Source organism: Saccharothrix violaceirubra, assembly GCF_014203755.1.
Classification (GTDB): Bacteria; Actinomycetota; Actinomycetes; order Mycobacteriales; family Pseudonocardiaceae; genus Actinosynnema; species Actinosynnema violaceirubrum.
In genome coordinates this window covers 1,205,066-1,227,588 of the sequence record NZ_JACHJS010000001.1, presented here as the reverse complement: position 1 = coordinate 1,227,588, position 22,523 = coordinate 1,205,066, and the positions used below count along the sequence as shown (strand labels likewise).

Here is a 22,523-nt window from a genome sequence, read left to right as displayed (position 1 = left end):
TACGGTGCGCGACCGTGACAGCCCGACGCGGTAACCGATCGGTGATCGGCATCCTCGTGGGCCTGCTGCTGGGAGCGGCGGGTGCGACCGGGGTCGCCGTGGCGAGCCCCGCCCACTTCACCTCCGTCGGCGACGAACCGGACGACGCGACTAGCCACGCGGCGGGCGCGGTCGGTGCGCCGAGTTCGACCACTGTCGCGGTCCCCGCGACGACGACAGCGTCGCGTACCGCGACCGTGACCACGGCACCGGTAACGACCACCACCACCGTGACCACCACGACGACGACCGTCGCCACGACGACCACGACGGTCGCACCGACCACCACCACGCGCCCGGCAGACTTGCCGGCCGCCGCGCAGGTGGTCGAACTCGTGAACGGGGAACGCGCGTCGGCCGGGTGCCCGGCGCTCAAGGTCGACGACCGGATCACCGCCGCCGCGCAGGGCCACAGCGCCGACATGGCGGAACGCGGCTACTTTTCCCACGACACGCCGGAAGGCGTGGACTTCGCGGCGCGGATGCGCACGGCGGGCTACTCCCGTCCCGGCGGCGAGAACATCGCCAAGGGTCAGCGGTCCCCCGAGGCGGTCATGTCGGCGTGGATGAACTCGGACGGGCACCGGCGCAACATCCTGGACTGCTCGTTCACCGCCATCGGGGTCGGTCTGGACACCCGCGGCTGGTACTGGACCCAGGATTTCGGCCGGTAGGAGGAGCAGGCGTGAGCGACGGCATCCACGAGGCACCGGAGGCGCAACCGGCGCGCAGGCGCTTGTCGCCGAACCTGGTGCTCGCCGCGTCCGGCGTGGCCACCGCGACGATCTTCGCCGCGATCGCGTCGATCGCCGGCCCGTCCGAGCAGGCCGCGCCCGCGAAGCCCACACCGCGCGAGGACGTGGTCAACCGGGGGCAGCTCACCGTGACTTCGACCCGCGGCACGACGGCGGGCACGACCGTGACGACGACGGACACCACGACCGCGACCACGACGACCGGCGAGGACGCGCCGACGACCACGACCCGGGCCCGCATCACCACGGTGACCCGCCCGGACGGCACGACCACGACCGTCGAGGAACCCGACCGGCCGGACCCGAAGCCGACCACTCAGCCGCCGAGGCCGACGACCACGCTGCCTCCGCCGACCACGACCACGACGACCCAGCCCCCGGCCACCACGACCCAGCCCCCGGCGACCACGACGACGCCGGCGCAGGGCGTCATCACGCAGGCAGGCTGAGCCGCCGTTTCAACGAGCCCGCCGCACGGCGGTCACGCGTCTCCACTCGATGGTGTGGGCATGTGCGCCTGACGATGCGGTGGCCACGACGACGCGCCGATAACCCGGACACCCATCCGCGTGTTCCGACAGGGAGTTCGGCGTGTTCGAGGAAGACCAGACCGACCCGGCGAAGTGGGGCATGCCCCCGCTCGTGCTGCTCGCCGCGGGCGGTGTCGTCGTGGCGACGGCGATGGCCGTGGTCGCCACGATGATGGTGGGCGGCGTCAAGCCCGACGCCGGACCACCCGAGCCCAAGGCAGAACAGGGCGTCGTGACGAGCGTGGCACCCGAGCGCGGCCCCGCGCCGCCCCTGCCCACAAGCCCGTCGCCGACCGGCACGCACCCGAGCGATCCGGAGGCGTCCACCGTCGAACCCGACAAGCAGATCGCCGTCACCGTGACCACGACGAGCGTGCCGCCGACGACGTCGACGGCCGCGCCCAAGGAACAGGCCACGACGACAACGACCACCACCACGACGACCGTCACCACGACGACGACCACCACGACACCGCAGCTGCCGGTGCCGTCCTCGGAGGCGTGAGGCGGATCACTGTCACGCCGGCCCGGCCCATTTCGCTCCTTCCGCGAGAGCGAAAGGACTTCCGACATGGCAGAGCACATCGTGGTCGTCGGCGGCGGGTACACCGGACTGGCCGCCGCCAAGCTCCTCGCCCGCTGGACCGAAGCCGAGGTCACGCTGGTCAACGACCGTGACCGGTTCGTCGAACGGGTCCGCCTGCACGAGTTCGCGGCCGGCCGGACCCCGCACGACCTGCCGCTGACCGGCCTGCTCGACGGCACCGGCGTGCGGCTCGTCGTCGACCGCGTGACCCGGATCGACGCCGACACGCGCGAGATCACCCTGGAAACGGGCAGACTGCACTACGACCGGCTCGTGTACGCGTTGGGCAGCCGGGCCGATCTGGACTCGGTGCCCGGCGCCCGCGAGCACGCGTTCACCGTGGCGACCCGTGAAGAAGCGGAACGCCTGCGGGTGAACTTGACGACCGCGCGGTCCGTGGTCGTCATCGGCGGCGGCCTCACGGGGATCGAGGCCGCCGCCGAACTCGCCGAGGCGCACCCGCACCTGGCGGTCACGCTGGCGACCGGCGGCGTGTTCGGCGGGGCGCTGTCGGCCAAGGGCCGTCGACACCTGCGCCGCGTGTTCGACCGGCTGGGCGTGACCGTGGTCGACGACGCGCGGGTGACCGAGGTGCGCGCGGACGGTGTCGTGCTCGCCGACCGGGAGATCACCGCCGACACCGTCGTGTGGACGGCCGGGTTCCGTGTGCCGGACCTGGCGCGGGAAGCCGGGTTCGAGGTGGACGGCCGGGGCCGGCTGGTCGTCGACGGCACGCTGTCGTCGGTGTCGCACCCGGAGGTGATCGGGGTGGGCGACGCCGCCGCCGTGCACCGCCCGGACGGGCTCGAACTGCGGATGGCGTGCGCGACCGGACTGCCGACCACGCAGTACGCGATCCGCACGGTGGCCGCGCGGCTGAGCGGCCGGGTGAGCAAGCCGTTGCGGTTCGGCTACGCGCTCCAGTGCGTCAGCCTCGGCCGCCGCGACGGGTTGATCCAGTTCGTGCGCGGCGACGACTCGCCCCGCGAACTCGTGCTGACCGGCCGGCTCGCCGCCCGCGTGAAAGAGGCGGTCGTGCGGGGCACCGTCCTGTTCGAACGCCACCCGACGATCCCGACCTCGTTCTGAGCGGCGGTCACGGCTCGAACCGGTACCCCATGCCGGGTTCGGTCACCAGGTGCCGCGGACGCGCGGGTTCCGGTTCGAGCTTGCGACGCAACTGCGCCAGGTACACGCGCAGGTAGTGGGTCTCCTTCGCGTACGCGGGTCCCCACACCTCCTGGAGGAGCTGCTTCTGCGCGACAAGCCGGCCCTGGTTGCGGGCCAGCAGCTCCAGCACGCCCCACTCCGTCGGCGTCAGGTGCACCTCGACGCCCTCGCGGTGCACCTTCTTCGCCGCCAGGTCGACCACGAACGACGCGGTGCGCACGACCGGGTCGCCGACGTCGTGCGACACCGCGGACCGGCGCACGGCGGCACGCAGGCGGGCGAGCAGTTCGTCCATGCCGAACGGCTTGGTCACGTAGTCGTCGGCGCCCGCGTCGAGCGCCTCGACCTTGTCGGTCGAGTCGGTGCGCGCCGACAGCACGATGATCGGCACGGTGGTCCACCCGCGCAGGCCCGAGATCACCTCGGTGCCGTCCAGGTCGGGCAGCCCGAGGTCGAGCACGACCACGTCCGGCCGTCCCTCGGCCGCGACCGCCAACGCGGACGCGCCGTCGGAGGCGGTCAGCACCCGGTAGCCGCGCGCCGACAGGTTGATCCGCAACGCGCGCACGATCTGCGGTTCGTCGTCGACCACGAGCACCTTCGTCACGCTGTGACACTACGCGCGCGGGAGCACGCGGAGTCGGTAACGTCAGGTCTTGACGCACCCTTGACGCCGACCCGTCGGCCATTAATGCCGCATTCACACCCCTAGGCCCGCATGCTTGCGGCGCCGATGAGTACATCCGGGTGCGAATGAATCAGTTTGCTGGACAGGAGTACTGCGATAGTGCGAATGTCCTGTCCGAATTCGGACAACCGCTCACTGCCAGTGAGCCACGAGGAGGTCCGCTATGACCGCCAGTGTGACCAATCAGGATGCCTTACAACTCGTGGTTGCCGTTCACCGGCTGATCCGCAGTCTTCGCCAGGCCGCTCCGGTGAAGCGACTCCAGCCCACGCAACTGCTCGTACTTTCGGAACTCTCGACGCAGGGACCCATGCGTATCGGCGAGATCGCGGTCCGTGCACTGTGCTCCCAACCGACCGCGACGACCGTCGTGACCGGCCTGGAATCGGGTGGTCTCGTCCGCCGCGAACCCGATCCCGCCGACGGCCGCGCGACGATCGTGGAACTCACCGGAGCCGGTCGGGAAACGATTGCCTCACTCGCGCACGGCGAAGCGGAACTGCTCTCCGACCGCCTTTCCCGGCTCACCGAGGCGGAACTGGAGAGCCTCCGCCTGGCCACCTCACTGCTGCGCCGACTGGCCGATCCGCACTCACGCGGCTAGCCGATCGGCCGCACCGCCGAACGCGGTCGGGGTTGACACCGGGGACAGGAATACGAGGACCTGTTCATGAAGGGTTCCCGGACGATCGCGGTTCCGCATCGCGAACAGGGCCGGTCCTCCTGCCCGTAGGCCGCGAGGGACCGGTCGAAATACCCCGACTGCCCGTTCACGTTGACGTAGAGCGCGTCGAAGGACGTGCCGCCCTGCCCCAGTGCTTCGCGCATCACCTCGGTGGCGTGCCCGAGCAGTTCGACACCCTGTGCCGCGGTCAGCTTCGCGGTGGGCCGCAGGCCGTGCAGCCGGGTGCGCCACAACGCCTCGTCCGCGTAGATGTTCCCGATCCCCGACACCAGCGTCTGGTCCAGCAGCGCGCGTTTGACCTCGGTCCGCTTGCGCCGCAGCGCCCGCACCGCGGCCGACAGGTCGAACTCCGGGTCGAGCGGGTCGCGGGCGATGTGCGCGACCTCGTCCGGCAGGGACGTGCCGTCCACCTCGACGAGGTCCGCGACCATGAGTCCGCCGAACGTGCGCTGGTCGACGAATCTCAGCTCCGGTCCGCCGTCGTCGAAGCGCAGGCGGACCCGGAGGTGCTTCTCGTCCGGTGCGTCGACCGGTTGCACCAGCATCTGGCCGCTCATCCCCAGGTGCGCGAGCAACGCGTCACCGCCGGACAGGTCGACCCACAGGTATTTGCCGCGCCGACGCGCGGCCTCCATGCGCTGTCCGGTCAGGCGCACGGCGAAATCCGCCGCCCCCGGCAGGTGGCGGCGGATCGCGCGGGCGTGCAGCACTTCGACCGAAGTGATGGTGCGACCCGCGACGTGCTCGTGCAGACCGCGACGGACGACCTCGACCTCGGGCAGTTCGGGCACGGTCGGAGCGTCAGTCCTCGGTGGTGGTGCCCTCGGCCTCGGCGCGTTCGAGCTCTTCGAGCATCTCGTACGCGGCGGCCTGTGGCTTGGTCGGCTTGAGCATCCAGCCGCCCGCCTGGGCGGTGTCGCGGACCAGGACCAGGCCCTGGATGCCACCGCTGCGGGAGGCGTTCAGCGGGCGGGCCGGTCGCGTGTGGCGTGCGCGCCGGGTCGTCCGGACGTTCGTGGCAAACATAACGGCGTCAGTCTTCCTCGGAGGATGAGGTCTGCGATGAGGTGGTCCCACCGGCAGCGTGGCCGTTCCCGGACGCGGCCTTGTCCTGCTTGGCCTTGGCCCGCTCCAGCACGTGGTAGGCGGCCTCGGCCGCCTTCTGCTCGGCTTCCTTCTTCGTGCGCCCGTCGCCGGAGCCGTGGGCCTGACCACCGACGAACACCGTCGCGGTGAACTCCTTGCGGTGGTCGGGGCCCTGGTCGTCCACCCGGTACTCGGGCACGCCGAGCCCTGCCGACGCGGTCAGTTCCTGCAAGCTGGTCTTCCAGTCCAACCCCGCGCCCCGCAGTGGCGCTTCGGCCAGCAGCGGGTCGAACAGGCGGTGGACAACTTGACGCGCGGTGTCGATACCGAATTGCAGGTACACCGCACCGATGACGGCCTCGAGACCGTCCGCGAGGATGCTCGCCTTGTCGCGCCCGCCGGTCAGTTCCTCGCCACGACCGAGCAGCAGATGACCGCCGAGCCCGTCGTCGCCGAGTCCCCTGGCCACGCCCGCCAACGCGTGCATGTTCACCACGCTCGCACGGAGCTTGGCGAGCTGACCCTCGGGCAGGTCGGGATGCGTGCGGTAAAGGTGGTCGGTGACCACGAGACCGAGAACGACGTCGCCGAGGAACTCGAGACGCTCGTTCGGCGGGAGCCCGCCGTTCTCGTACGCGTAGGACCTGTGTGTGAGTGCGAGTGTCAGCAGCTCGGCGTCCAACGGGACGCCGAGCGCTTCGAGCAACGGGGCGCTGTCGGCGGACCGACCGCGCGACGACCTACCCCCCACTGTTCGCCGCTACCTTCGCCAGAGGGATCAGGCCGGCTGAACGACCTGGCGGCCGTCGTACTGGCCGCAGGACGGGCAGGTGACGTGCTGGGGCTTGGGCTGACGGCACGCCCGGTTCGAGCAGGCCACCAGGTGCACGGCGGACGTCTTCCACTGAGCGCGGCGCGAGCGCGTGTTCGAGCGCGACATCTTCCGCTTCGGGACGGCCACGACTAGTTCTCCTCTGGATTGTCACGATTCCCGCCGAACCGCTCCTGAAGAGCGGCCCACCGGGGGTCCATCGTCTCATGCCCGTGGTCGGGGCCGAGTTCGGCCAGCCTGCCACCGCAATCGACGCACAGCCCCGGGCAGTCCGGCGAGCACAGCGGCACCTGCGGCAGCGCGAGCACGATCGCGTCGCGCACCACCGGTTCGAGGTCGACCAGGTCGTCGGCGAGCCGACTCACCTCGTCCTCCTCGGTGGTCTCGTCGGTGGCGCTGTCCGGGTAGGCGTACAGCTCCGTCAACTCGACCGCGACCTCGTCGGTCAGCGGTTCGAGGCAGCGCGAGCACTCCCCTTCGACCGCCGTCGAGGCCCTGCCCGTCACCAGTACGCCCTCGACCACCGATTCCAGCAGCACGTCGAGGTCGACCTCGCCGCCGGGCGGTACCGCGATCACGCCCAGCAGACCGACACCTTCGGCGGGAACCGACCTGCGGTACGCGCGTGAAGAGCCCGCGCGACGACCGAGGTCCCTGGTGTCGATGACCCAGGGCCCGGTGGCTGAAGGACGCGCGGAGGCGTGACGGTGCTCAGACATGATGGTGGTGTGCTGGAGGGCGACTTACCACGGCCAGCCGGTCAAGGGTACGGGACAACCGGCCCGGTCGTGAAATCGGCAGGTCGAAGGTCGTGTCAGTCGTGGTAGTCGAACGGCGCGGCGCCCGCGACGGCCGGGCCGCGCAGGTGCGAACGACCCTTGCCGACGCTGCGCAGGGTGTGCGCGAGCAGGTCCTCGAAGTCGGCCAGTTTCCCGTCCACATAGGCGTCGCACTCGCCGCGCAGGCGCATCGACTCGGTCTGCGCGGACTCGACGACCCGCGCGGACTCGGCGTGCGCGGCACGCACCACCTCGGTCTGGTCGACCAGGCGGGACTGCTCGGCGCGGCCCTCCTCGATCGCGCGCTCGTAGCCCGCGCGACCGGCCTGGATCATGCGGTCCGCCTCGGCGTGCGCGCGGCCGACCAGGTCCTCGTACTCCTGGCGGCCGGTGACGACCGTGCGCTGGGCCTGGTCCTCGGCCTCCGCGACCATCCGCTCGGCGCGGGCGCGGGCCTCGGAGAGCATCCGCTCGGCCTCGTGCTGCGCCTCGCCCACGATCCGGTCCGCGTCCGACCGCGCCTTGCTGGTCGCCGTGTCCAGCTCGTGCTGCGCCTTGCCGATCAGCTCGTCGCGGTGGTCGAGCACGTCCTGGGCGTCGTCGAGTTCGCCGGGGATCGCGTCGCGCACGTCGTCGAGCAGTTCGAGCACGTCGCCGCGCGGCACGACGCAGCCGGAGGTCATCGGCACGCCGCGCGCCTCCTCGACGATCGTGACCAGCTCGTCGAGGGCCTCGAACACCCGGTACACGTCACTCCCCTCACCCGTGGTCGCCACGTGACCAGTGTGCCCTGCGCGGGCCGGGACGGTGTGGAGGACGCGCGGGGGACCCGGTCAGCGGCGTTCGGCCAGGCGCAGGTTCAGCCGATGGAGGATCGAGGGGGGCAGCAGGCTGGACACGTCGCCGCCGTAGGTCGCCACGTCCTTGACCAGCGAGCTGGCCAGGAAGCTGTAGAGCGGGTTGGTCGGCATGAAGAGGGTGTCGACGCCGGAGAGCTGGTGGTTCATCTGCGCCATCTGCAGCTCGTAGTCGTAGTCGCTGACCGCGCGCAGGCCCTTCACGATGGCCTTGATGTCGTTCTCGCGGCAGTAGTCGACGAGCAGGCCGTGCCAGGAGTCGACGCGCACGTTGGGCCACTGGGCGGTGACCTCGCGCAGCATCTCGGTGCGTTCCTCGACGGAGAACAGCGTGCGCTTGTTCTTGTTGATCAGCACGGCGACGACCACCTCGTCGAACAGCTTCGCCGCCCGGCCGATGATGTCGAGGTGTCCGTTGGTGGCCGGGTCGTAGGAGCCGGGGCACACGGCGCGCGTCATGGTCCCGGACGGTAGCACCCGGTCGGACGCGTCAACTCGACTCCGTGTGCGGCGTCACCCGGTGACGCCGGACCGTTCCGCCCAGTGCAGTGCGGTGTCCCCATAACGCTTGGTGCGCAACGGTTCCAGGCCCGCCGGCCACGTCGGTTCGGGGTCGCGCGCGGCCCGCTCGACGACCACGACGGCGTCCGGCGCGGTCCAGCCGTTGACGACCAGCAGGGCCAGGACGCGGCCGAGGCGGACCTCGTCGACGGCGTACGGCGGGTCGGCGAACACGATGTCGAACGACGCGGCCGGTGCGACGGCGACGGCGGTCTCGGCCGTGCGGTTGAGGACGGTGGCACCGGGGAGGGCGAGGGTACGGGCGTTGGCTTTGAGGACGTCGGCGGCCTGCTTGTCGGATTCGACGAACGTGGCCGCGACGGCACCGCGGGACAGCGCTTCGAAGCCGAGCGCGCCGGAGCCGGCGTAGAGGTCGAGGACGTGCGCGCCGTCGAGGTCGACCAGCGTGGTGAGGGAGTTGAAGAGCGCCTCGCGCACCCGCTCGGAGGTCGGCCGTGTGCCGCGCGGCGGCACCTTGAGCCGACGTCCGCCGACGACGCCCGCCACGATCCTGGTCACCGGACCATCGTCCCAGGCGGGCGGGGCGGGTCCGTGCCCGGCCTGGCACGGTGGAGGGCACGCGACCGCGTTACGTACACCGCGCCGACACAGAACCGGGATCCCGCACCCGGCCCGGTTACGAAAGCACGGTTCCTCACCCGGTCCGGACACGGAAGCACGATTCCGTAGCCGGGCCGGGCACGGGGACGCGCCTGGGCACCCAACGCGAGAAGGGAACCCCTTTGCGCACACGGGTCCACGACCGGACGCGGTTTCGCGCATTGGCACGGTACGAAAACACGGTTCGGTAGCCGAACCGGGCACACCGACGGCGGTTCCGCGCACGGCCTGGGACAGAGGCACGGTTCCGCACGCGAACCAGGTACGCGACCGCGACTCCGCGCACGGGCTGGTCACAGAAGCACGTTCCGGACACGGGCCCTGAACCGGACCACGGGTCCGCGCGCAGCGCCGCCACAGCGGCGCGACGCCGCATGCGAACCGGATACGCGATCACAACTCCTAGCACGACCCGACACAGCGGCAGGGTTCCGATGCAGTGCCCTAACCGGACCGTTGGTCCGCGCGCAGCCCCGGCACAGCAGCGCGATTCCCCACCCAGGTCGGGTCGCGACAGCGGTCCCGTGCACAACTCGGCTACAGAAGCACGGTTCAGGCCACAGGCTCGGCACCGGACCGTGGGTCCGCGTACAGAGCCGGTATGGAAGCGCGATGCCGTACGCGAACCGGGTACGCGACCGCGACTCCGCGCACGGGCCGGGCACAGAAGCACGGTTCCGGACACGGGATTGGTACGCGACCGCAGTTCCGAGTGCGACGCCGATACAGCAGCGCGATACCGCACGCCGGTCGGGTCGCGACGGTGGCTACGCGCACGACCTGGGCACCGAAGCGGGTTCCGGACACAGATCCGGAACCGGACTGCCGGTCCTCACGCAGCGTCGACACAGCAGCGCGATACCGCCCGGACCGGGCACGCGACCGCAGTTCCGTGCAGGACCTGGAGGCAGTAGGTCGGTTCCGGGCACCGGCTCGGTATGCGATGCCGGTTCCGTGTAGCGCGGGCACGGAAGCGCACAGAAACACGGTTCGGCACACGGACCGGTACGCGACGCGGGTCCGCGCACGGCTTGGGCGCGGAAGCGCGGTTCCGGCAACGGATGGGGTACGCGACCGCGTTTCCGTGAGCGGCCCGTCCACGGAGACAGGTTTCGCTCACGGGCCCGGTACGTTGCCGCGGTGCCGCGCACGACGCTGGCCGGAAGCGCGGTTCCGGGCACGGCCCGGGACTGAAGCGCGGTGCCGGGCACGGCTCTGCTCGGAAGCGCGGTTCCGAGCACAGGCCTGGTATGTGACGGGGATTCCGCGAACGGGCGTAGTACCTGGCGGCAGTGGCGCGCACGGGTCGGAGCCAGCGATGCGATTCAGCGCACGACACGGGTATACAGCGGCGGTTCTGTACCCGGACCGTCACAGGTACGCGAGGCCTTTCCGTGCCGTCGTGGATCGCTCCACAGTGGATCGCGTGGTGGGGCCGGCGGCCCCGGAGCACGCCGTGGGTCATCCGGCGGCCACCACCGCCGATCGCCGATCAGGCGATCGTCTGCCACCAGCCGTCGACGGGCGGTGGCGTGGACACGTCGACGCGCTCACCGGGACGCGGCACGGCGAGCGGCACGTCGTGCGCCTTCGCCTCGCGCCACACCCGGTCGACCGGTTCGGACCAGTCGTGCAGCGCCAGGGTGAAGGTCGCCCAGTGCACCGGGACCAGCAGGCCGCCGCGCAGGTCGAGGTGTGCGCGCACACCCTCCTCGGGCGTCATGTGGATGTCCGGCCAACCCTCGCCGTACGCGCCGATCTGCACGAGCGACGCGTCGAACGGGCCGTGTTCGGCGCCGATGCGCGCGTAGCCGTCGAAGTACCCGGTGTCGCCGCTGTAGTAGACGCGGTGCTCCGGTCCGGCGATCACCCACGACGCCCAGAGCGTGACGTCGCGCTTGAACCCTCGGCCGGAGAAGTGCTGCGCGGCCGTCGCGGTGAGCTTCACGCCCGCCACGGTGTGCGACTCGTCCCAGTCGAGTTCGACGATCCGGTTGGCCGCGATCCGCCACCGGCGCAGGTGGGCGCCGATGCCCAGCGGCACGACGAAGACCGCGGTCGTGGACTGGACGAGCCGGCGGATCGTCGGCAGGTCGAGGTGGTCGTAGTGGTCGTGCGAGATGACGACCGCGTCCACCGCGCCGACGTCGGCGAGGGAGTGCGGGGGCTGGTGCAGGCGGCGCGGGCCGACGTGCCTCGAGGGCGAGCACCGGTCGCTCCACACCGGATCGAGCAGGATGCGCGCGCCGTCGATCTCGACGAGCGTCGAGGCGTGCCCGTACCAGGTGAGGTGCAGGCCGCGAGCGGTGTCGCCGGGGCGGTGCGCGACCAGCGGCACGGCGCCGGACGGACGGCGGCGCTGCTTGCCGACGAGCATGTCGCGCACGATCTTGGCCATGCCGCCGCCGCTGGGGGCGGAGTTGGTCGGCGCGTCGTTGTGGAAGCGGCCGTCGCGGTAGCGGGGCGAGCGGAGGACGCGTTCGTCGCGTGGCGTCGCGCCGAGTGCGGCGGGCACGTCGCGCACGGTGACCGCGACCGCACCCGCGACCACGCCGAGCAGGGCTGCGGTGGCTTTCCTCATACCGCCCCCAACGGCACCTGAAGGATGCGGGTTCCCCGTTGAGACCTGCGCCACGGACCGCGGGCGGCAAATGACACCCGACCGGACGACGCCCGGCCGGACGCGCATCGCGTCCGGCCGGGAACCGGGCCTACTCCAGGACGATCAGGAGGTCGCCGCCTTCCACCTGCTGCACGCCGCGCACCGCCAGGCGCTTGACGCGGCCCGCACGGGGCGCGGTGATGGACGCCTCCATCTTCATCGCCTCGATGGTCGCCACGGTCTGGCCCGCCTCGATCTCGTCGCCCTCCTCGACCGACGGGGTCACGACACCGGCGAACGGCGCGGCCACGTGGTCCGGGTTGGCACGGTCGGCCTTCTCCGCGGCCGGCACCTCGGCGGCGATCGAGCGGTCGCGGACCTGGATCGGGCGGAGCTGGCCGTTGAGCGTGGCCATCACGGTGCGCACGCCGCGCTCGTCGGCCTCGCCGATGGCCTCGAGACCGATCAGCAGCCGAACTCCGGGCTCCAGGTCGACCGAGTACTCCTCCCCCGGCTTGAGGCCGTAGAAGAAGTCCTTGCTGCGCAACACGCTCGTGTCGCCGTACGCGTCGCGGTGCGCGAGGTACTCGCGGGTCGGCGCGGGGAACAGCAGGCGGTTGAGCGTGGCGCGGCGGTCGGTCTCCAGGCCCTTCGCGTCGTCCTCGGACAGCTCGGTCACGCCCTTGGGCGCGGCACGGCCCTGGAGCGCCTTGCCGCGGAACGGCTCGGGCCAGCCGCCGGGCGGGTCGCCCAGCTCGCCGTGCAGGAACCCGATCACCGACGCCGGGATGTCGAACCGGCCCGGTTCGGCCTCGAACTCCTTCGGGGACACGCCCGCGCCCACCAGATGCAGCGCGAGGTCGCCGACGACCTTGGACGACGGCGTCACCTTGACCAGCCGGCCGAGCATCCGGTCGGCGGCGGCGTACATGGACTCGATCTCCTCGAACTTCTGCCCGAGGCCGAGCGCGACCGCCTGGGTGCGCAGGTTGGACAGCTGCCCGCCGGGGATCTCGTGGTGGTAGACGCGACCGGTCGGGCCGGGGATGCCGGACTCGAACGGCGCGTAGACCTTGCGCACGGCCTCCCAGTACGGCTCCAGGTCGCACACGGCCTGGAGGTCGATGCCGGTCTGGTGCTCCGTGTAGTCCGTCGCGGCGACGATCGCCGACAGCGGCGGCTGCGACGTCGTGCCAGCCATGGACGCGGCGGCGGCGTCGACCGCGTCGACCCCGGCCTGGATGGCGGCCAGGTAGGTGGCGAGCTGACCGCCCGCGGTGTCGTGCGTGTGGAGGTGGACCGGGAGGTCGAACTCCTTGCGCAGCGCGGTGATCAGGCGGGACGCGGCGGGCGGGCGCAGCAGACCGGCCATGTCCTTCACGGCGATGACGTGGGCGCCCGCGTTGACGATCTGCTCGGCCAGCTTGAGGTAGTAGTCGAGCGTGTAGAGGCGTTCGTCCGGGTTGGACAGGTCGGCCGTGTAGCACAGCGCGACCTCGGCGACGGCCGTGCCGGTCGCGCGGACGGCCTCGATCGCCGGGCGCATCTGCTCGACGTCGTTGAGCGCGTCGAAGATCCGGAAGATGTCGATGCCGGTCTTCGTGGCCTCTTCGACGAACGCGGCGGTGACCGCCTCCGGGTACGGCGTGTACCCGACGGTGTTGCGGCCACGCAGCAGCATCTGGAGCGTGATGTTGGGGACGGCCTCGCGCAACGCGGCCAGCCGCTCCCACGGGTCCTCGGCCAGGAACCGAAGCGCCACGTCGTAGGTGGCACCGCCCCACGCCTCCAGCGACAGCAGCCCCGGGGTCAGCCGGGCCACGTGCGGCGCCACGGCCAGCAGGTCCTTGGTGCGCACGCGCGTCGCGAGCAGCGACTGGTGGGCGTCGCGGAACGTCGTGTCGGTGACGCCGAGCGCCTTGCTCTCGCGCAGCCACCGGGCGAAGCCCTCGGGCCCGAGTTCGGTGAGCCGCTGCTTGGAGCCGGGCGCGGGTTCGGTGCCCAGGTCGACGGTCGGGAGCTTGTCGCGCGGGTCGACGGCCGCCGGTCGCGGTCCGTTGGGCTTGTTGACCGTGACGTCCGCGAGGTAGGTGAGCAGGCGCGTGCCGCGGTCGGCCGAGTGGCGCGCGGTCAGCAGGTGCGGGCGCTGCTCGATGAACGACGTGGTGACGCGACCCTCGAAGAAGTCGGGCTCGTCGAGCACGGCCTGGAGGAACGGGATGTTCGTGGACACGCCGCGGATGCGGAACTCGGCGACCGCGCGGCGGGCACGGGCCACGGCCGCGCCGAACGTGCGACCCCGACAGCTCAGCTTGACCAGCATGGAGTCGAAGTGCGCGCTGACCACGGTGCCGGCGCCGGTCGTGCCGCCGTCGAGCCGGATGCCCGAGCCGCCGGGCGAGCGGTACGCGCTGATCATGCCGGTGTCCGGGCGGAAACCGTTGGCCGGGTCCTCGGTCGTGATGCGGCACTGGAGCGCCGCGCCGCGCAGCTGCACGGTGTCCTGGCTCAGGCCGAGGTCGTCGAGGGTCTCGCCGCCCGCGATGCGCATCTGCGACTGGACGAGGTCGACGTCGGTCACCTCCTCGGTGACCGTGTGCTCGACCTGGATGCGCGGGTTCATCTCGATGAAGACGTAGTTGCCGTTCGGGTCGAGCAGGAACTCGACGGTGCCGGCGTTGCGGTAGCCGATGTGGCGGGCGAAGCGGACCGCGTCGGCGCAGATGCGGTCGCGCAGCTCCGGGTCGAGGTTCGGCGCGGGCGCGATCTCGATGACCTTCTGGTGGCGCCGCTGCACCGAGCAGTCGCGCTCGAAGAGGTGGATCACGTTGCCGACGCCGTCGGCGAGGATCTGCACCTCGATGTGGCGCGGCTCGACGACGGCCTGCTCCAGGAACACCGTCGGGTCGCCGAACGCGGACTCGGCCTCGCGGGACGCCGCCTCCAGCGACTCGCGCAGCGCGGCGGGGTCCGCCACGCGCCGCATGCCGCGACCGCCGCCGCCGGCGACCGCCTTGACGAACACCGGGAACGCGATGTCGCGCGCGGCCTCGACCAGCGCGTCGATGTCGCTCGACGGCTCGCTGGACTTGAGCACGGGCAGGCCGGCTTCCCGGGCCGCCGCGATCGCGCGGGCCTTGTTGCCGGTCAGCTCCAGCACGTCGCTGGGCGGGCCGACGAACGTGATGCCCGCTTCCGCGCACGCGCGCGCGAGGCCGGGGTTCTCCGACAGGAAGCCGTAGCCGGGGTAGACGGCGTCCGCGCCCGCCTTGCGCGCGGCCTTGATGATCTCCTCGACGGACAGGTAGGCCCTGACCGGATGGCCGGGTTCGCCGATCTCGTACGATTCGTCGGCCTTGAGCCGGTGCAGGGAGTTGCGGTCCTCATGGGGGAAGACCGCGACCGTTCCGTAGCCCAGCTCGTAAGCCGCACGAAAAGCCCGAATCGCGATCTCGCCGCGGTTGGCGACAAGAACCTTGCGGAACATTCGGCGTTCCCTCCCGGATCACTCGGCGGGTCAGTCAGGGCACGCTACCGCGCGTTTCCCGACGGTCGGGAGTTCCATCCCACGTGACGGACGTCATCGTGACCGAAACCTCATCGATTCAGGAACCACCTGCACCCGACGGGGGATTCTTCCTTGTACCGACCGTGCGCGCAGCGCCTGGACGGAGGCAGGGTCGGACACCCCTCAGTTACTCAGCGTTCGCTGGTTCGGGTGACGAGTAGGGGTTCAGCGTGGGTAGGGTTGCACGCATGGCCGGGGCTGAAGGGACTGGGCAGCCTGCTGCCCGAACCCATTTCGACGTCGTACTGCGCGGGTACAACCAGCGACAGGTCAACGAGCGCGTCACGCGGCTCGAATACGACCTGAAGCACGCCACACGCGCCCGTGACGCGGCGACCGCGCAGAACTCCGAACTGGCCCGGACACTCGACGCCACGCGGTCCGAGTTGGAGAAGGTCAAGCGTCAGCTCAACAGCCTCGCGAGCGCCCCCGTCAGCACCGCGAACGTCACCGAGCGTGTCCGCGTGATGATGACGTTGGCCGAGGAGGAGATCGCGGACATCCGCAAAGCCGCCGAGGACGCGGCCGACGCGACCCGCGCGCAGGCCGAGGCCGAGGCCGCCGAGGGTCGGGCCGTGCACCAGCGGGCCATGGCCGAGGTCGACGACCGGCGCAAGGCGTTGGAGATCGCCGACCAGCAACGCGTGGCCGACCTGGAGCGCTCGTACGACGAGCGCCGGTCCGAGCTGGAGAAGTCCTTCGAGGAGCAGCGGGCGAAGCTGACCGCCGAGCACGCGGCCCTCGTCGCCGAGACCAAGGCCGAGACCGCGCGGGCGGTCGCCGACTACGAGCGCCGCAGCGGCGAACTCGACCAGCGCCGCGAGGAGCTGGAGGCCAAGTACAAGGGCTACCACGACGACCTCGACAAGGAGTACGAGGACCTGCGGGAGAAGCTCCGCAAGGAGCACGAGCAGCACGTCGTCGACGCCAAGGCCGAGGCCGCCAAGCTGCGCGCGGAGGTCGCCACCGAGGTGGCCGCGTCCCGTGCCGACTCGGAGAAGCAGATCGCGGAGCTGGAGTCCGAGGCCCTGGCCCGGATCGACCAGTCGCTGTCGGAGGCCACGACCCGCGCCGAGAAGACGGTCACCGACGCGGACGCCTACGCCGACACCCGGATCACCGCGGCCGACCGCAAGCTCGCCGACCTGCGCACCGTCCACACCGCGCTGACCGAGCAGTTCACCGCCGCGCAGGACGCGGTCACGCGCGCGATGGCGACCCTGAAGCCGCTGGAACTCGAAGCCGAGGCCGAGGAGAACTCCGAGGAGCCCACCACGCAGCTCCCCAAGCCCGTGGCGAAGTAGCTCCCCACCCGCACACCGGACTCCGCCGACCGGTGTGCGGACGTCGGCCGATCCGGGTCGCCCCGAACCAGGGGCGCCCCACCCGTCGACATCACGCTCGCCGACGCCGCGAGCAGGCACCCGACAACCTCACCTCCGACCGGCGCGGCTCGGGCGGCGGGCCGGATCCGCACGGCCGTGCGGAGTGCACATTTCGCGGTGTCCGAACGCACAACTCGTGGTGTCTGAACGCATGACTCGCGCGGCTACTTGGGTAGTTGGTCGGCGGGGACGGTCTCCTGGGCCGAGGGGACGGTCAGGTCGACCGGTCGGCCCCAGTCGGCGAAGGTCGTGGTCGAGCGCTTGACCACCTTGCCGTCCAGGGTGAAGCGGTAGTCGACCTTGAGGGGCAGGCCGCCCGCCTCGACCCAGACGGTGGCGGCGATGGTCACCCCGTGCTCGGCGAGCTGGGTGTGCTGGAGCTGGACGTCCGGGTCGGCGATGACCTTGGCCATCTTCATCGGGTCGACGACCAGTTCGTACCGGGTCGTCGGCACGCCGTCGAGCGGCTCCTCGGCCCGGCCGACGACGAGGGCGGCGCGCGGTTCCGCGTAGTCCAGCTCGGAACCCGGTCTGGCACGCGGGCCGAAACCGCGCAGCAGGGCCGCGATCCCCGTCTCCGTCTGCCCCTGGTCGTAGAACGCCCACCGCTTGCCCTCGGGCATCGGGGCACCGTCCATGTGCACGTACGCGTCGTCGCCGACCAGCACCATGTCGATCCGCTGGTCACCGGCTCCGGCCGACACGGTCATCGACAGGGACGTGCCCACGCCGTCCGGCCCCTCGCGGGTGTGGCCGTCGGCGATCGTGCGCGCCTCGGTGGCGGCGCCGTCGGACGCGAAGCTCTCGGTGTGGAACCGGAACGTCCGCTGCGTCGCGCGGGCCGCCGTGATCCGGTCCACCAGCACGGCGAGTTCGCCCTTGGGCAACGACGGGGTGGTGGTCGGCGCGGGTGTCGCGTCGCCCGACGAGCACGCCGTCAGCACGAGCAGCAGCAAAGCGGGCAGCAGCCTTCTCACGCCTTCTCCAGGTACTCGGCACGGTCCCCGTCCAACAGGCCCGCGACCAGCGAGAACAGGCCGGGGTGCCGGTCGAGTCCCGGATCGTCGGCCACGACCCGCCGCGCCACGTCCCGCGCCTGCACGATCACGTCCTCGTCGCGCAGCAGCGACAGCATCTTCAACCCCGAGCGCTTCCCGGACTGCGCGGCACCGAGGATGTCGCCCTCACGCCGCAACTCCAGGTCGAGCTGCGCCAGCTCGAAACCGTCCAACGTGGACTCCACGGCCCGCAGCCGCTCCATCGTCGCGGTGCCGTCGGGCATCTCGGTGACCAGCAGGCACAGTCCGGGCGCACTGCCCCGACCGACGCGGCCACGCAACTGGTGGAGCTGGCTGACGCCGAACCGGTCCGCGTCCATGATCGCCATGACGGTCGCGTTGGGCACGTTCACGCCGACCTCGACGACAGTGGTCGCCACGAGCACCTGCGCGTCGTTGGCCGCGAACGCCCGCATCGACACGTCCTTGTCCTCCGGCGCCATCCGGCCGTGCAGGATACCCACCCGCAGCCCCCGGAGCGGACCGGCGGCGAGCCGGGCCGCCACGTCGAGCACGGCCAGCGGCGGACGCCGGTCCGAATCGCCCTTGGGTGGCTCGTCGTCCTCGTCGTCGCCGATGCGCGGGCACACCACGTACGCCTGGTGCCCCTTGCCGACCTCCTCGCGGATGCGCTGCCACGCCCGGTCCAGCCACGCGGGCTTGTCCGCGACCGGGACGACCGAGGTCTTGATCGGCGAACGCCCGCCCGGCAGCTCGCGCAACGCGGACACCTCAAGGTCCCCGTAGACCGTCATGGCCACGGTGCGCGGGATCGGCGTCGCGGTCATCACCAGCACGTGCGGCGTCGATCCGCCGGACCGGCCGCTGAGCGCGGCCCGCTGCTCGACGCCGAACCGGTGCTGCTCGTCGACGACCACGAACCCGAGGTCGGCGAACTCCACCTTGTCCTGGATCAGCGCGTGCGTGCCGACGACGATCCCGGCCTCGCCGCTCACGATCTCCAGCAACGCCTTCTTGCGCTGGGCGGCGGGCATGGAGCCGGTCAGCAGCGTCACGCGCGTGGCGTGCTCGGCACCGCCCAGCTCGCCCGCCTGTGCCAGGTCGCCGAGCAGCTCCCGCAACGACCGGGCGTGCTGCGCGGCGAGGACCTCGGTCGGCGCCAGCATGGCCGCCTGCCGGCCGGCGTCGACGACCTGGAGCATCGCCCGCAACGCCACCATCGTCTTGCCCGACCCGACCTCGCCCTGGAGCAGGCGGTTCATCGGCTGCTCGCCGGACAGGTCCGCGGCCAGGCGTTCGCCGACCTCGCGCTGGCCGGCGGTCAGCTCGAACGGCAGCCGCGCGTCGAACGCGTCCCGCACCCGGCCGGGCACCGGCGGGCACGCGGACGCCGGGCGGGCCGTCGCCGAGGACCGCCGTTGCGCCAACGCGAGCTGCACGGCCAACGCCTCGTCCCACTTCAGCCGCTGCTGGGCGATCGTGACCGCGGCCCACCCGTCCGGCCGGTGGATGTCGCGCAACGCCTTCTCCAACGGCACCAGCCCGTGCTCGGCGCGCAGGTCGTCGGGCAGCGGGTCGACGTCCACGCCGTCCCACAGCGACAGCACCTGCTCGACGCAGTTGGCCACGATCCACGACTGGATGCCCTGCGCGGCCGGGTAGACCGGGATGAACGCGCCCGCGAAGTCCGCGCCGTCGGCGGAACCGTCGAGGATCTTGTAGTCGGGGTGGGCGAGCTGGAGCTTGCCGTTGAACATGCCGACCTTGCCCGCGAACAACGCCTCGCGGTTGGGCAGCAACTCGCGCTCGACCGTGCGCGAACCCCGTCCGAAGAAGACCAGGTGCAGGTCGGACGTGCCGTCGGTGATCACGGCCTCGAGCAGCTCGCCGCTGCGGCTCTTCATCCGCCGCTGCCGTGCGCTCTTCACGCGGGCCTGCACGGTGACGTGCTCGCCGAGTTCCAGCCCGCGGATCTCGGTGAGCTTGCCGCGCTCGTCGTACCGGCGTGGGTAGTGGCGCAGGAGATCGCCGACCGTGGCCAGGCCCAGGCCGGTCGCCAACGCGTCGGCGCTCTTCTTCCCGAGCACCGACTCCAGCTTCTCGTCGAACGTCGTCATCGCGGCCCATTCAACTACCCGGCACCGACAACGGGACGCCTGGCCGCCGCGCGGGCCGATTCCACCTTCGGGTGAAGGCGCTATTCGACGCCGAGTGCGAGCAGCACACCCGCCTGCCCGCCCGGGTAGGCGGCCAGCTCGACCTCCGGGTGCGCGGACCGCAGGTGCTCCTCCAGCTCCCGGTCCAGCCCTTCGGGCACGCCCTCGCCCAGCAGCGCGGTCACCAGCTCGCCGCCGAGCGCGAGCATCCGGTCCACCAGCCGGCAGGCCAGGTCGGCCACGTCCGCACGGCGCGGTTCGATCAGCACGACCTCGCCGTCCACCATGCCCAGCAGGTCGCCCGGCCGGCAGCGGCCCACCCAGGTGATCGCCTCGCGCTCGGACACCGTGATCTCGCCGCGCCGGGTCGCCGCCGCCGCGTCCGCCATCGCCACGACGTCGTCGCCCGGTCGCCGGGACGGGTCGTGCACGGCCAACGCGGCGAGGGCCTGCACCGGGGACGCCGTCGGCACCACGACCACGTCCTGCCCCGCGTCCACCGCCTGCGCCGCGACGGCCGCCGCCGCCGTGCGGGTGGCCGGGTCGCCGGGCAGCAGCGTCACGTGCCGCGCGCGCGTGCCCGTGACGACCGACAGCAGGTCCGACAGGTCGGTGCCGTGCGCGACCGCGCCCTCGGTCTCGAACAGCCGGGCGGTGCCCACGCCGTCCACCAGCGCCACGATCACGCGGTCCCGGGTGAAGCGGGAGGCCGGGGCCGCGACCTGGTCGGCGAACCGGTTGACGGTGATCCGGTGCGGACGCCCGCGCTCGATCCCGGCCTCGATCGCCGCGCCCACATCGGTGCAGTGCACGTGCACGGTCCACAGGCCGTCGCCGTCGCCGACCACGGACACGCAGTCGCCCAGCGCGGCGAGCGCGTGTCTGAGCCCGTCGACGTCCGGCTCGCCGTCCAGCAGGTACATGACCTCGTACTCGTAGTCCGCGCTGCCCGCCTCACGCGCGGTGGTGAGTGCGTCGGCCGTGCGCGGCGAGGCGCTGGTCGCGACGTGCTCGACGGCCTGTCCGGTGATCACGGCCGCGAGCGTGTCCAGCAACAGGACCAGGCCGCGCCCGCCCGCGTCGACCACGCCCGCCCGGGACAGCACGGGCAGCAGGCGCGGCGTGTCCGCGAGCGCCCGTGCACCGGCCTGGGCGGCGGCCGTGACGACCGCGTCCAGGTCGTCGGACGGGCAGTCGCGGGCGGCCTCGGCGGCGGCGTGCAGCACGGTGAGCACGGTGCCCGGCGTCGGGTCCGCGACGGCGGCCGTGGCCAGCACGTCGGCGCGTTGCAGTGCGGCGCGCAACGCCACGCCGCCCGCCGTGGACGCCTCCCGTGCCGCCTCGGCCAGCCCGCGCAGCACCTGGGACAGGATCACGCCCGAGTTGCCGCGCGCACCGGCGAGCGCGCCCTTGGCCAGGGCGGTCAGTGCGCCGCCCACGCTGTCGGCGGGGGTGCGCAGCAGGGCGTCGAGACCCGCGCGCATGGTCTGGAGCAGGTTCGTCCCCGTGTCGCCATCGGGCACCGGGAAGACGTTGATGCGGTCGATGTCCGCCCGGTGGGCATCGAGGGACCGGACGCAGGCGTCCGCCCATCGGCGTACCGCGCCCGCGTCGAGAGCCTGCATGGCGGCGAGGGTATTCGACCCGGTTTGGAGGCGAGGAGACCCACCGGCTACCCTGACCGGGTTGCCATGCCCGGCTGAGGCTTGTGCACGCTTGCGCGCCCGCCGGGGCGTGAGTACCGCTGGAGATCACCTAAGGAGTGGCTGACGTGGCTGCTGTGTGCGACGTCTGTGGCAAGGGGCCGGGCTTCGGCAAGTCGGTCTCGTTCTCCCACCGGCGCACCAACCGTCGGTGGAACCCGAACATCCAGACCGTGCGCGCGAAGGTGTCCTCTTCGCAGCGGCAGCGGCTGAACGTGTGCACCTCGTGCCTGAAGGCGGGCAAGGTGGTGCGCGGCTGAGTCCGCGACCTCACGGTTTCGCGAAGAGGGCACCGGGAGCTTCCCGGTGCCCTCTTCGTCGTGGTCGGAACACGGACTAGGAGTCGAACGGCTCGATCGTCCACTCGGACGCGGTCGAGATGCCCCGCACGCCGAGCCAGATCTCGGCGTCGGCCGAGTGGGTCGGCTTGCCCACCGACAGCACGAGCGTGTCGTCGACCAGCGAGCCGATGGTCCAGCGGCCCTTCGGCGCGCCGGCGACCCGCCAGAGTTGGTCGTCCTCGCCGGAGCACTCGCCGACGATCAGCCGGTTGCCGGGTACCAGGCCGCCCTGCCCCGGGTCGTCGGGCCGGGGGTCGGCCTGGAGGCAGCCGGGTGTGACCTTGCTGCGGATCTCGGCGGCCTGGCCCTCGATCTCGAGGTACCACTGGGCGTTGGGGGTGTACTCCGCGCCCGGGGCGACCACGACCACGGCCTCGCGTTCGCCGTTCACGGCGAACGCGCCGCCGTTGGCCATGGCGGACACGATGCGCACGGTTCCCACCGCGGCCGAGGCCGGCACTGGGACGAAGGCCGCCGCGAGGAGTGCGCAGGCTACGGCGAGGTGGCGTCGGACAGACATCGCACAGGTCCTTCCGTGTCGGGAATCCCAGGGACACCCG

22 protein-coding genes are annotated in these 22,523 nt (G+C 71.8%); 7 read left to right on the top strand and 15 right to left on the bottom strand.

The annotated features are described in order from the left end of the window. The first annotated feature begins 14 nt into the window (after window positions 1–14). From F4559_RS06310 to F4559_RS06295, 4 genes are all read left to right on the top strand, one after another. On the top strand, window positions 15–713 hold the full coding sequence (locus F4559_RS06310; RefSeq protein ID WP_184666646.1) for a CAP domain-containing protein: 699 nt from the start codon (window positions 15–17) through the stop codon (window positions 711–713). Window positions 714–724: 11 nt separating this feature from the next. Continuing rightward, the gene (locus tag F4559_RS06305) at window positions 725–1,243 is read left to right on the top strand and encodes a hypothetical protein (RefSeq protein ID WP_184666645.1); all 519 of its coding nucleotides are present in this window, start codon (window positions 725–727) and stop codon (window positions 1,241–1,243) included. A 142-nt stretch (window positions 1,244–1,385) separates the two neighbouring features. Beyond that, window positions 1,386–1,829: a hypothetical protein gene (locus tag F4559_RS06300; RefSeq protein WP_184666644.1), complete on the top strand. Its 444-nt coding sequence runs from the start codon at window positions 1,386–1,388 to the stop codon at window positions 1,827–1,829. Window positions 1,830–1,895: 66 nt separating this feature from the next. Continuing rightward, entirely contained in the window at window positions 1,896–2,999 is a 1,104-nt protein-coding gene (locus tag F4559_RS06295) for an NAD(P)/FAD-dependent oxidoreductase (protein WP_184666643.1), read from the top strand. A gap of 7 nt (window positions 3,000–3,006) precedes the next feature. Here F4559_RS06295 and F4559_RS06290 read toward each other — a convergent pair whose 3' ends face one another. Further along, a complete protein-coding gene (locus F4559_RS06290) occupies window positions 3,007–3,687 on the bottom strand; it encodes a response regulator (protein WP_184666642.1) in 681 nt (226 codons plus the stop codon). Window positions 3,688–3,931: 244 nt separating this feature from the next. On the opposite strand from F4559_RS06290, the gene F4559_RS06285 reads away from it, so the two are divergent. Next, window positions 3,932–4,372, top strand: coding sequence for a MarR family winged helix-turn-helix transcriptional regulator (locus F4559_RS06285; protein WP_184666641.1), 441 nt, complete (start codon window positions 3,932–3,934; stop codon window positions 4,370–4,372). Here F4559_RS06285 and mutM read toward each other — a convergent pair. The 10 genes from mutM to F4559_RS06235 form a co-directional block, all read right to left on the bottom strand. Beyond that, entirely contained in the window at window positions 4,369–5,244 is an 876-nt protein-coding gene (mutM, locus tag F4559_RS06280; RefSeq protein ID WP_184666640.1) for a bifunctional DNA-formamidopyrimidine glycosylase/DNA-(apurinic or apyrimidinic site) lyase, read from the bottom strand. The two genes, F4559_RS06285 and mutM, sit on opposite strands and share 4 nt — an antisense overlap. A 10-nt stretch (window positions 5,245–5,254) precedes the next feature. Continuing rightward, complete coding sequence (locus F4559_RS06275) at window positions 5,255–5,479, bottom strand: hypothetical protein (RefSeq protein ID WP_184666639.1); 225 nt, start codon at window positions 5,477–5,479, stop codon at window positions 5,255–5,257. A 7-nt stretch (window positions 5,480–5,486) separates the two neighbouring features. Next, window positions 5,487–6,290 (bottom strand): ribonuclease III, encoded by an 804-nt coding sequence (gene rnc, locus F4559_RS06270; protein ID WP_184666638.1) that lies wholly within the window; start codon window positions 6,288–6,290, stop codon window positions 5,487–5,489. Between the two features lie 27 nt (window positions 6,291–6,317). Further along, a complete protein-coding gene (gene rpmF / locus F4559_RS06265; RefSeq protein ID WP_184666637.1) occupies window positions 6,318–6,500 on the bottom strand; it encodes a 50S ribosomal protein L32 in 183 nt (60 codons plus the stop codon). A 2-nt stretch (window positions 6,501–6,502) separates the two neighbouring features. Further along, window positions 6,503–7,090 (bottom strand): YceD family protein, encoded by a 588-nt coding sequence (locus F4559_RS06260; protein WP_184666636.1) that lies wholly within the window; start codon window positions 7,088–7,090, stop codon window positions 6,503–6,505. Between the two features lie 95 nt (window positions 7,091–7,185). Continuing rightward, the gene (locus F4559_RS06255; protein WP_184675494.1) at window positions 7,186–7,899 is read right to left on the bottom strand and encodes a F0F1 ATP synthase subunit B; all 714 of its coding nucleotides are present in this window, start codon (window positions 7,897–7,899) and stop codon (window positions 7,186–7,188) included. A gap of 84 nt (window positions 7,900–7,983) precedes the next feature. Beyond that, window positions 7,984–8,466, bottom strand: coding sequence for a pantetheine-phosphate adenylyltransferase (gene coaD / locus F4559_RS06250; protein ID WP_184666635.1), 483 nt, complete (start codon window positions 8,464–8,466; stop codon window positions 7,984–7,986). 54 nt (window positions 8,467–8,520) lie between these two features. Further along, window positions 8,521–9,087 (bottom strand): 16S rRNA (guanine(966)-N(2))-methyltransferase RsmD, encoded by a 567-nt coding sequence (rsmD, locus tag F4559_RS06245; protein WP_184666634.1) that lies wholly within the window; start codon window positions 9,085–9,087, stop codon window positions 8,521–8,523. 1,594 nt (window positions 9,088–10,681) lie between these two features. Further along, a complete protein-coding gene (locus tag F4559_RS06240) occupies window positions 10,682–11,770 on the bottom strand; it encodes an MBL fold metallo-hydrolase (RefSeq protein WP_184666633.1) in 1,089 nt (362 codons plus the stop codon). A 130-nt stretch (window positions 11,771–11,900) separates the two neighbouring features. Beyond that, complete coding sequence (locus tag F4559_RS06235; RefSeq protein WP_184666632.1) at window positions 11,901–15,278, bottom strand: pyruvate carboxylase; 3,378 nt, start codon at window positions 15,276–15,278, stop codon at window positions 11,901–11,903. Between the two features lie 269 nt (window positions 15,279–15,547). Between F4559_RS06235 and F4559_RS06230 the strand changes: the two genes are divergently transcribed. Then, entirely contained in the window at window positions 15,548–16,663 is a 1,116-nt protein-coding gene (locus tag F4559_RS06230; protein ID WP_184666631.1) for a coiled-coil domain-containing protein, read from the top strand. A 245-nt stretch (window positions 16,664–16,908) separates the two neighbouring features. On the opposite strand, the gene F4559_RS06225 is transcribed toward F4559_RS06230, so the two are convergent. The 3 genes from F4559_RS06225 to fakA form a co-directional block, all read right to left on the bottom strand. After that, complete coding sequence (locus F4559_RS06225) at window positions 16,909–17,721, bottom strand: SCO4651 family lipoprotein (protein WP_184666630.1); 813 nt, start codon at window positions 17,719–17,721, stop codon at window positions 16,909–16,911. Then, window positions 17,718–19,880, bottom strand: coding sequence for an ATP-dependent DNA helicase RecG (gene recG, locus F4559_RS06220; RefSeq protein WP_184666629.1), 2,163 nt, complete (start codon window positions 19,878–19,880; stop codon window positions 17,718–17,720). Before recG ends, F4559_RS06225 begins: the two co-directional genes overlap by 4 nt. An 80-nt stretch (window positions 19,881–19,960) precedes the next feature. Then, the gene (fakA, locus tag F4559_RS06215; protein ID WP_184666628.1) at window positions 19,961–21,544 is read right to left on the bottom strand and encodes a fatty acid kinase ATP-binding subunit FakA; all 1,584 of its coding nucleotides are present in this window, start codon (window positions 21,542–21,544) and stop codon (window positions 19,961–19,963) included. A 146-nt stretch (window positions 21,545–21,690) separates the two neighbouring features. On the opposite strand from fakA, the gene rpmB reads away from it, so the two are divergent. Continuing rightward, on the top strand, window positions 21,691–21,882 hold the full coding sequence (gene rpmB / locus F4559_RS06210; RefSeq protein ID WP_184666627.1) for a 50S ribosomal protein L28: 192 nt from the start codon (window positions 21,691–21,693) through the stop codon (window positions 21,880–21,882). Between the two features lie 76 nt (window positions 21,883–21,958). Here the strand turns inward: rpmB and F4559_RS06205 are convergent, their stop codons facing one another. Next, the gene (locus F4559_RS06205) at window positions 21,959–22,396 is read right to left on the bottom strand and encodes an RICIN domain-containing protein (protein ID WP_184666626.1); all 438 of its coding nucleotides are present in this window, start codon (window positions 22,394–22,396) and stop codon (window positions 21,959–21,961) included. Window positions 22,397–22,523 lie beyond the last annotated feature (127 nt).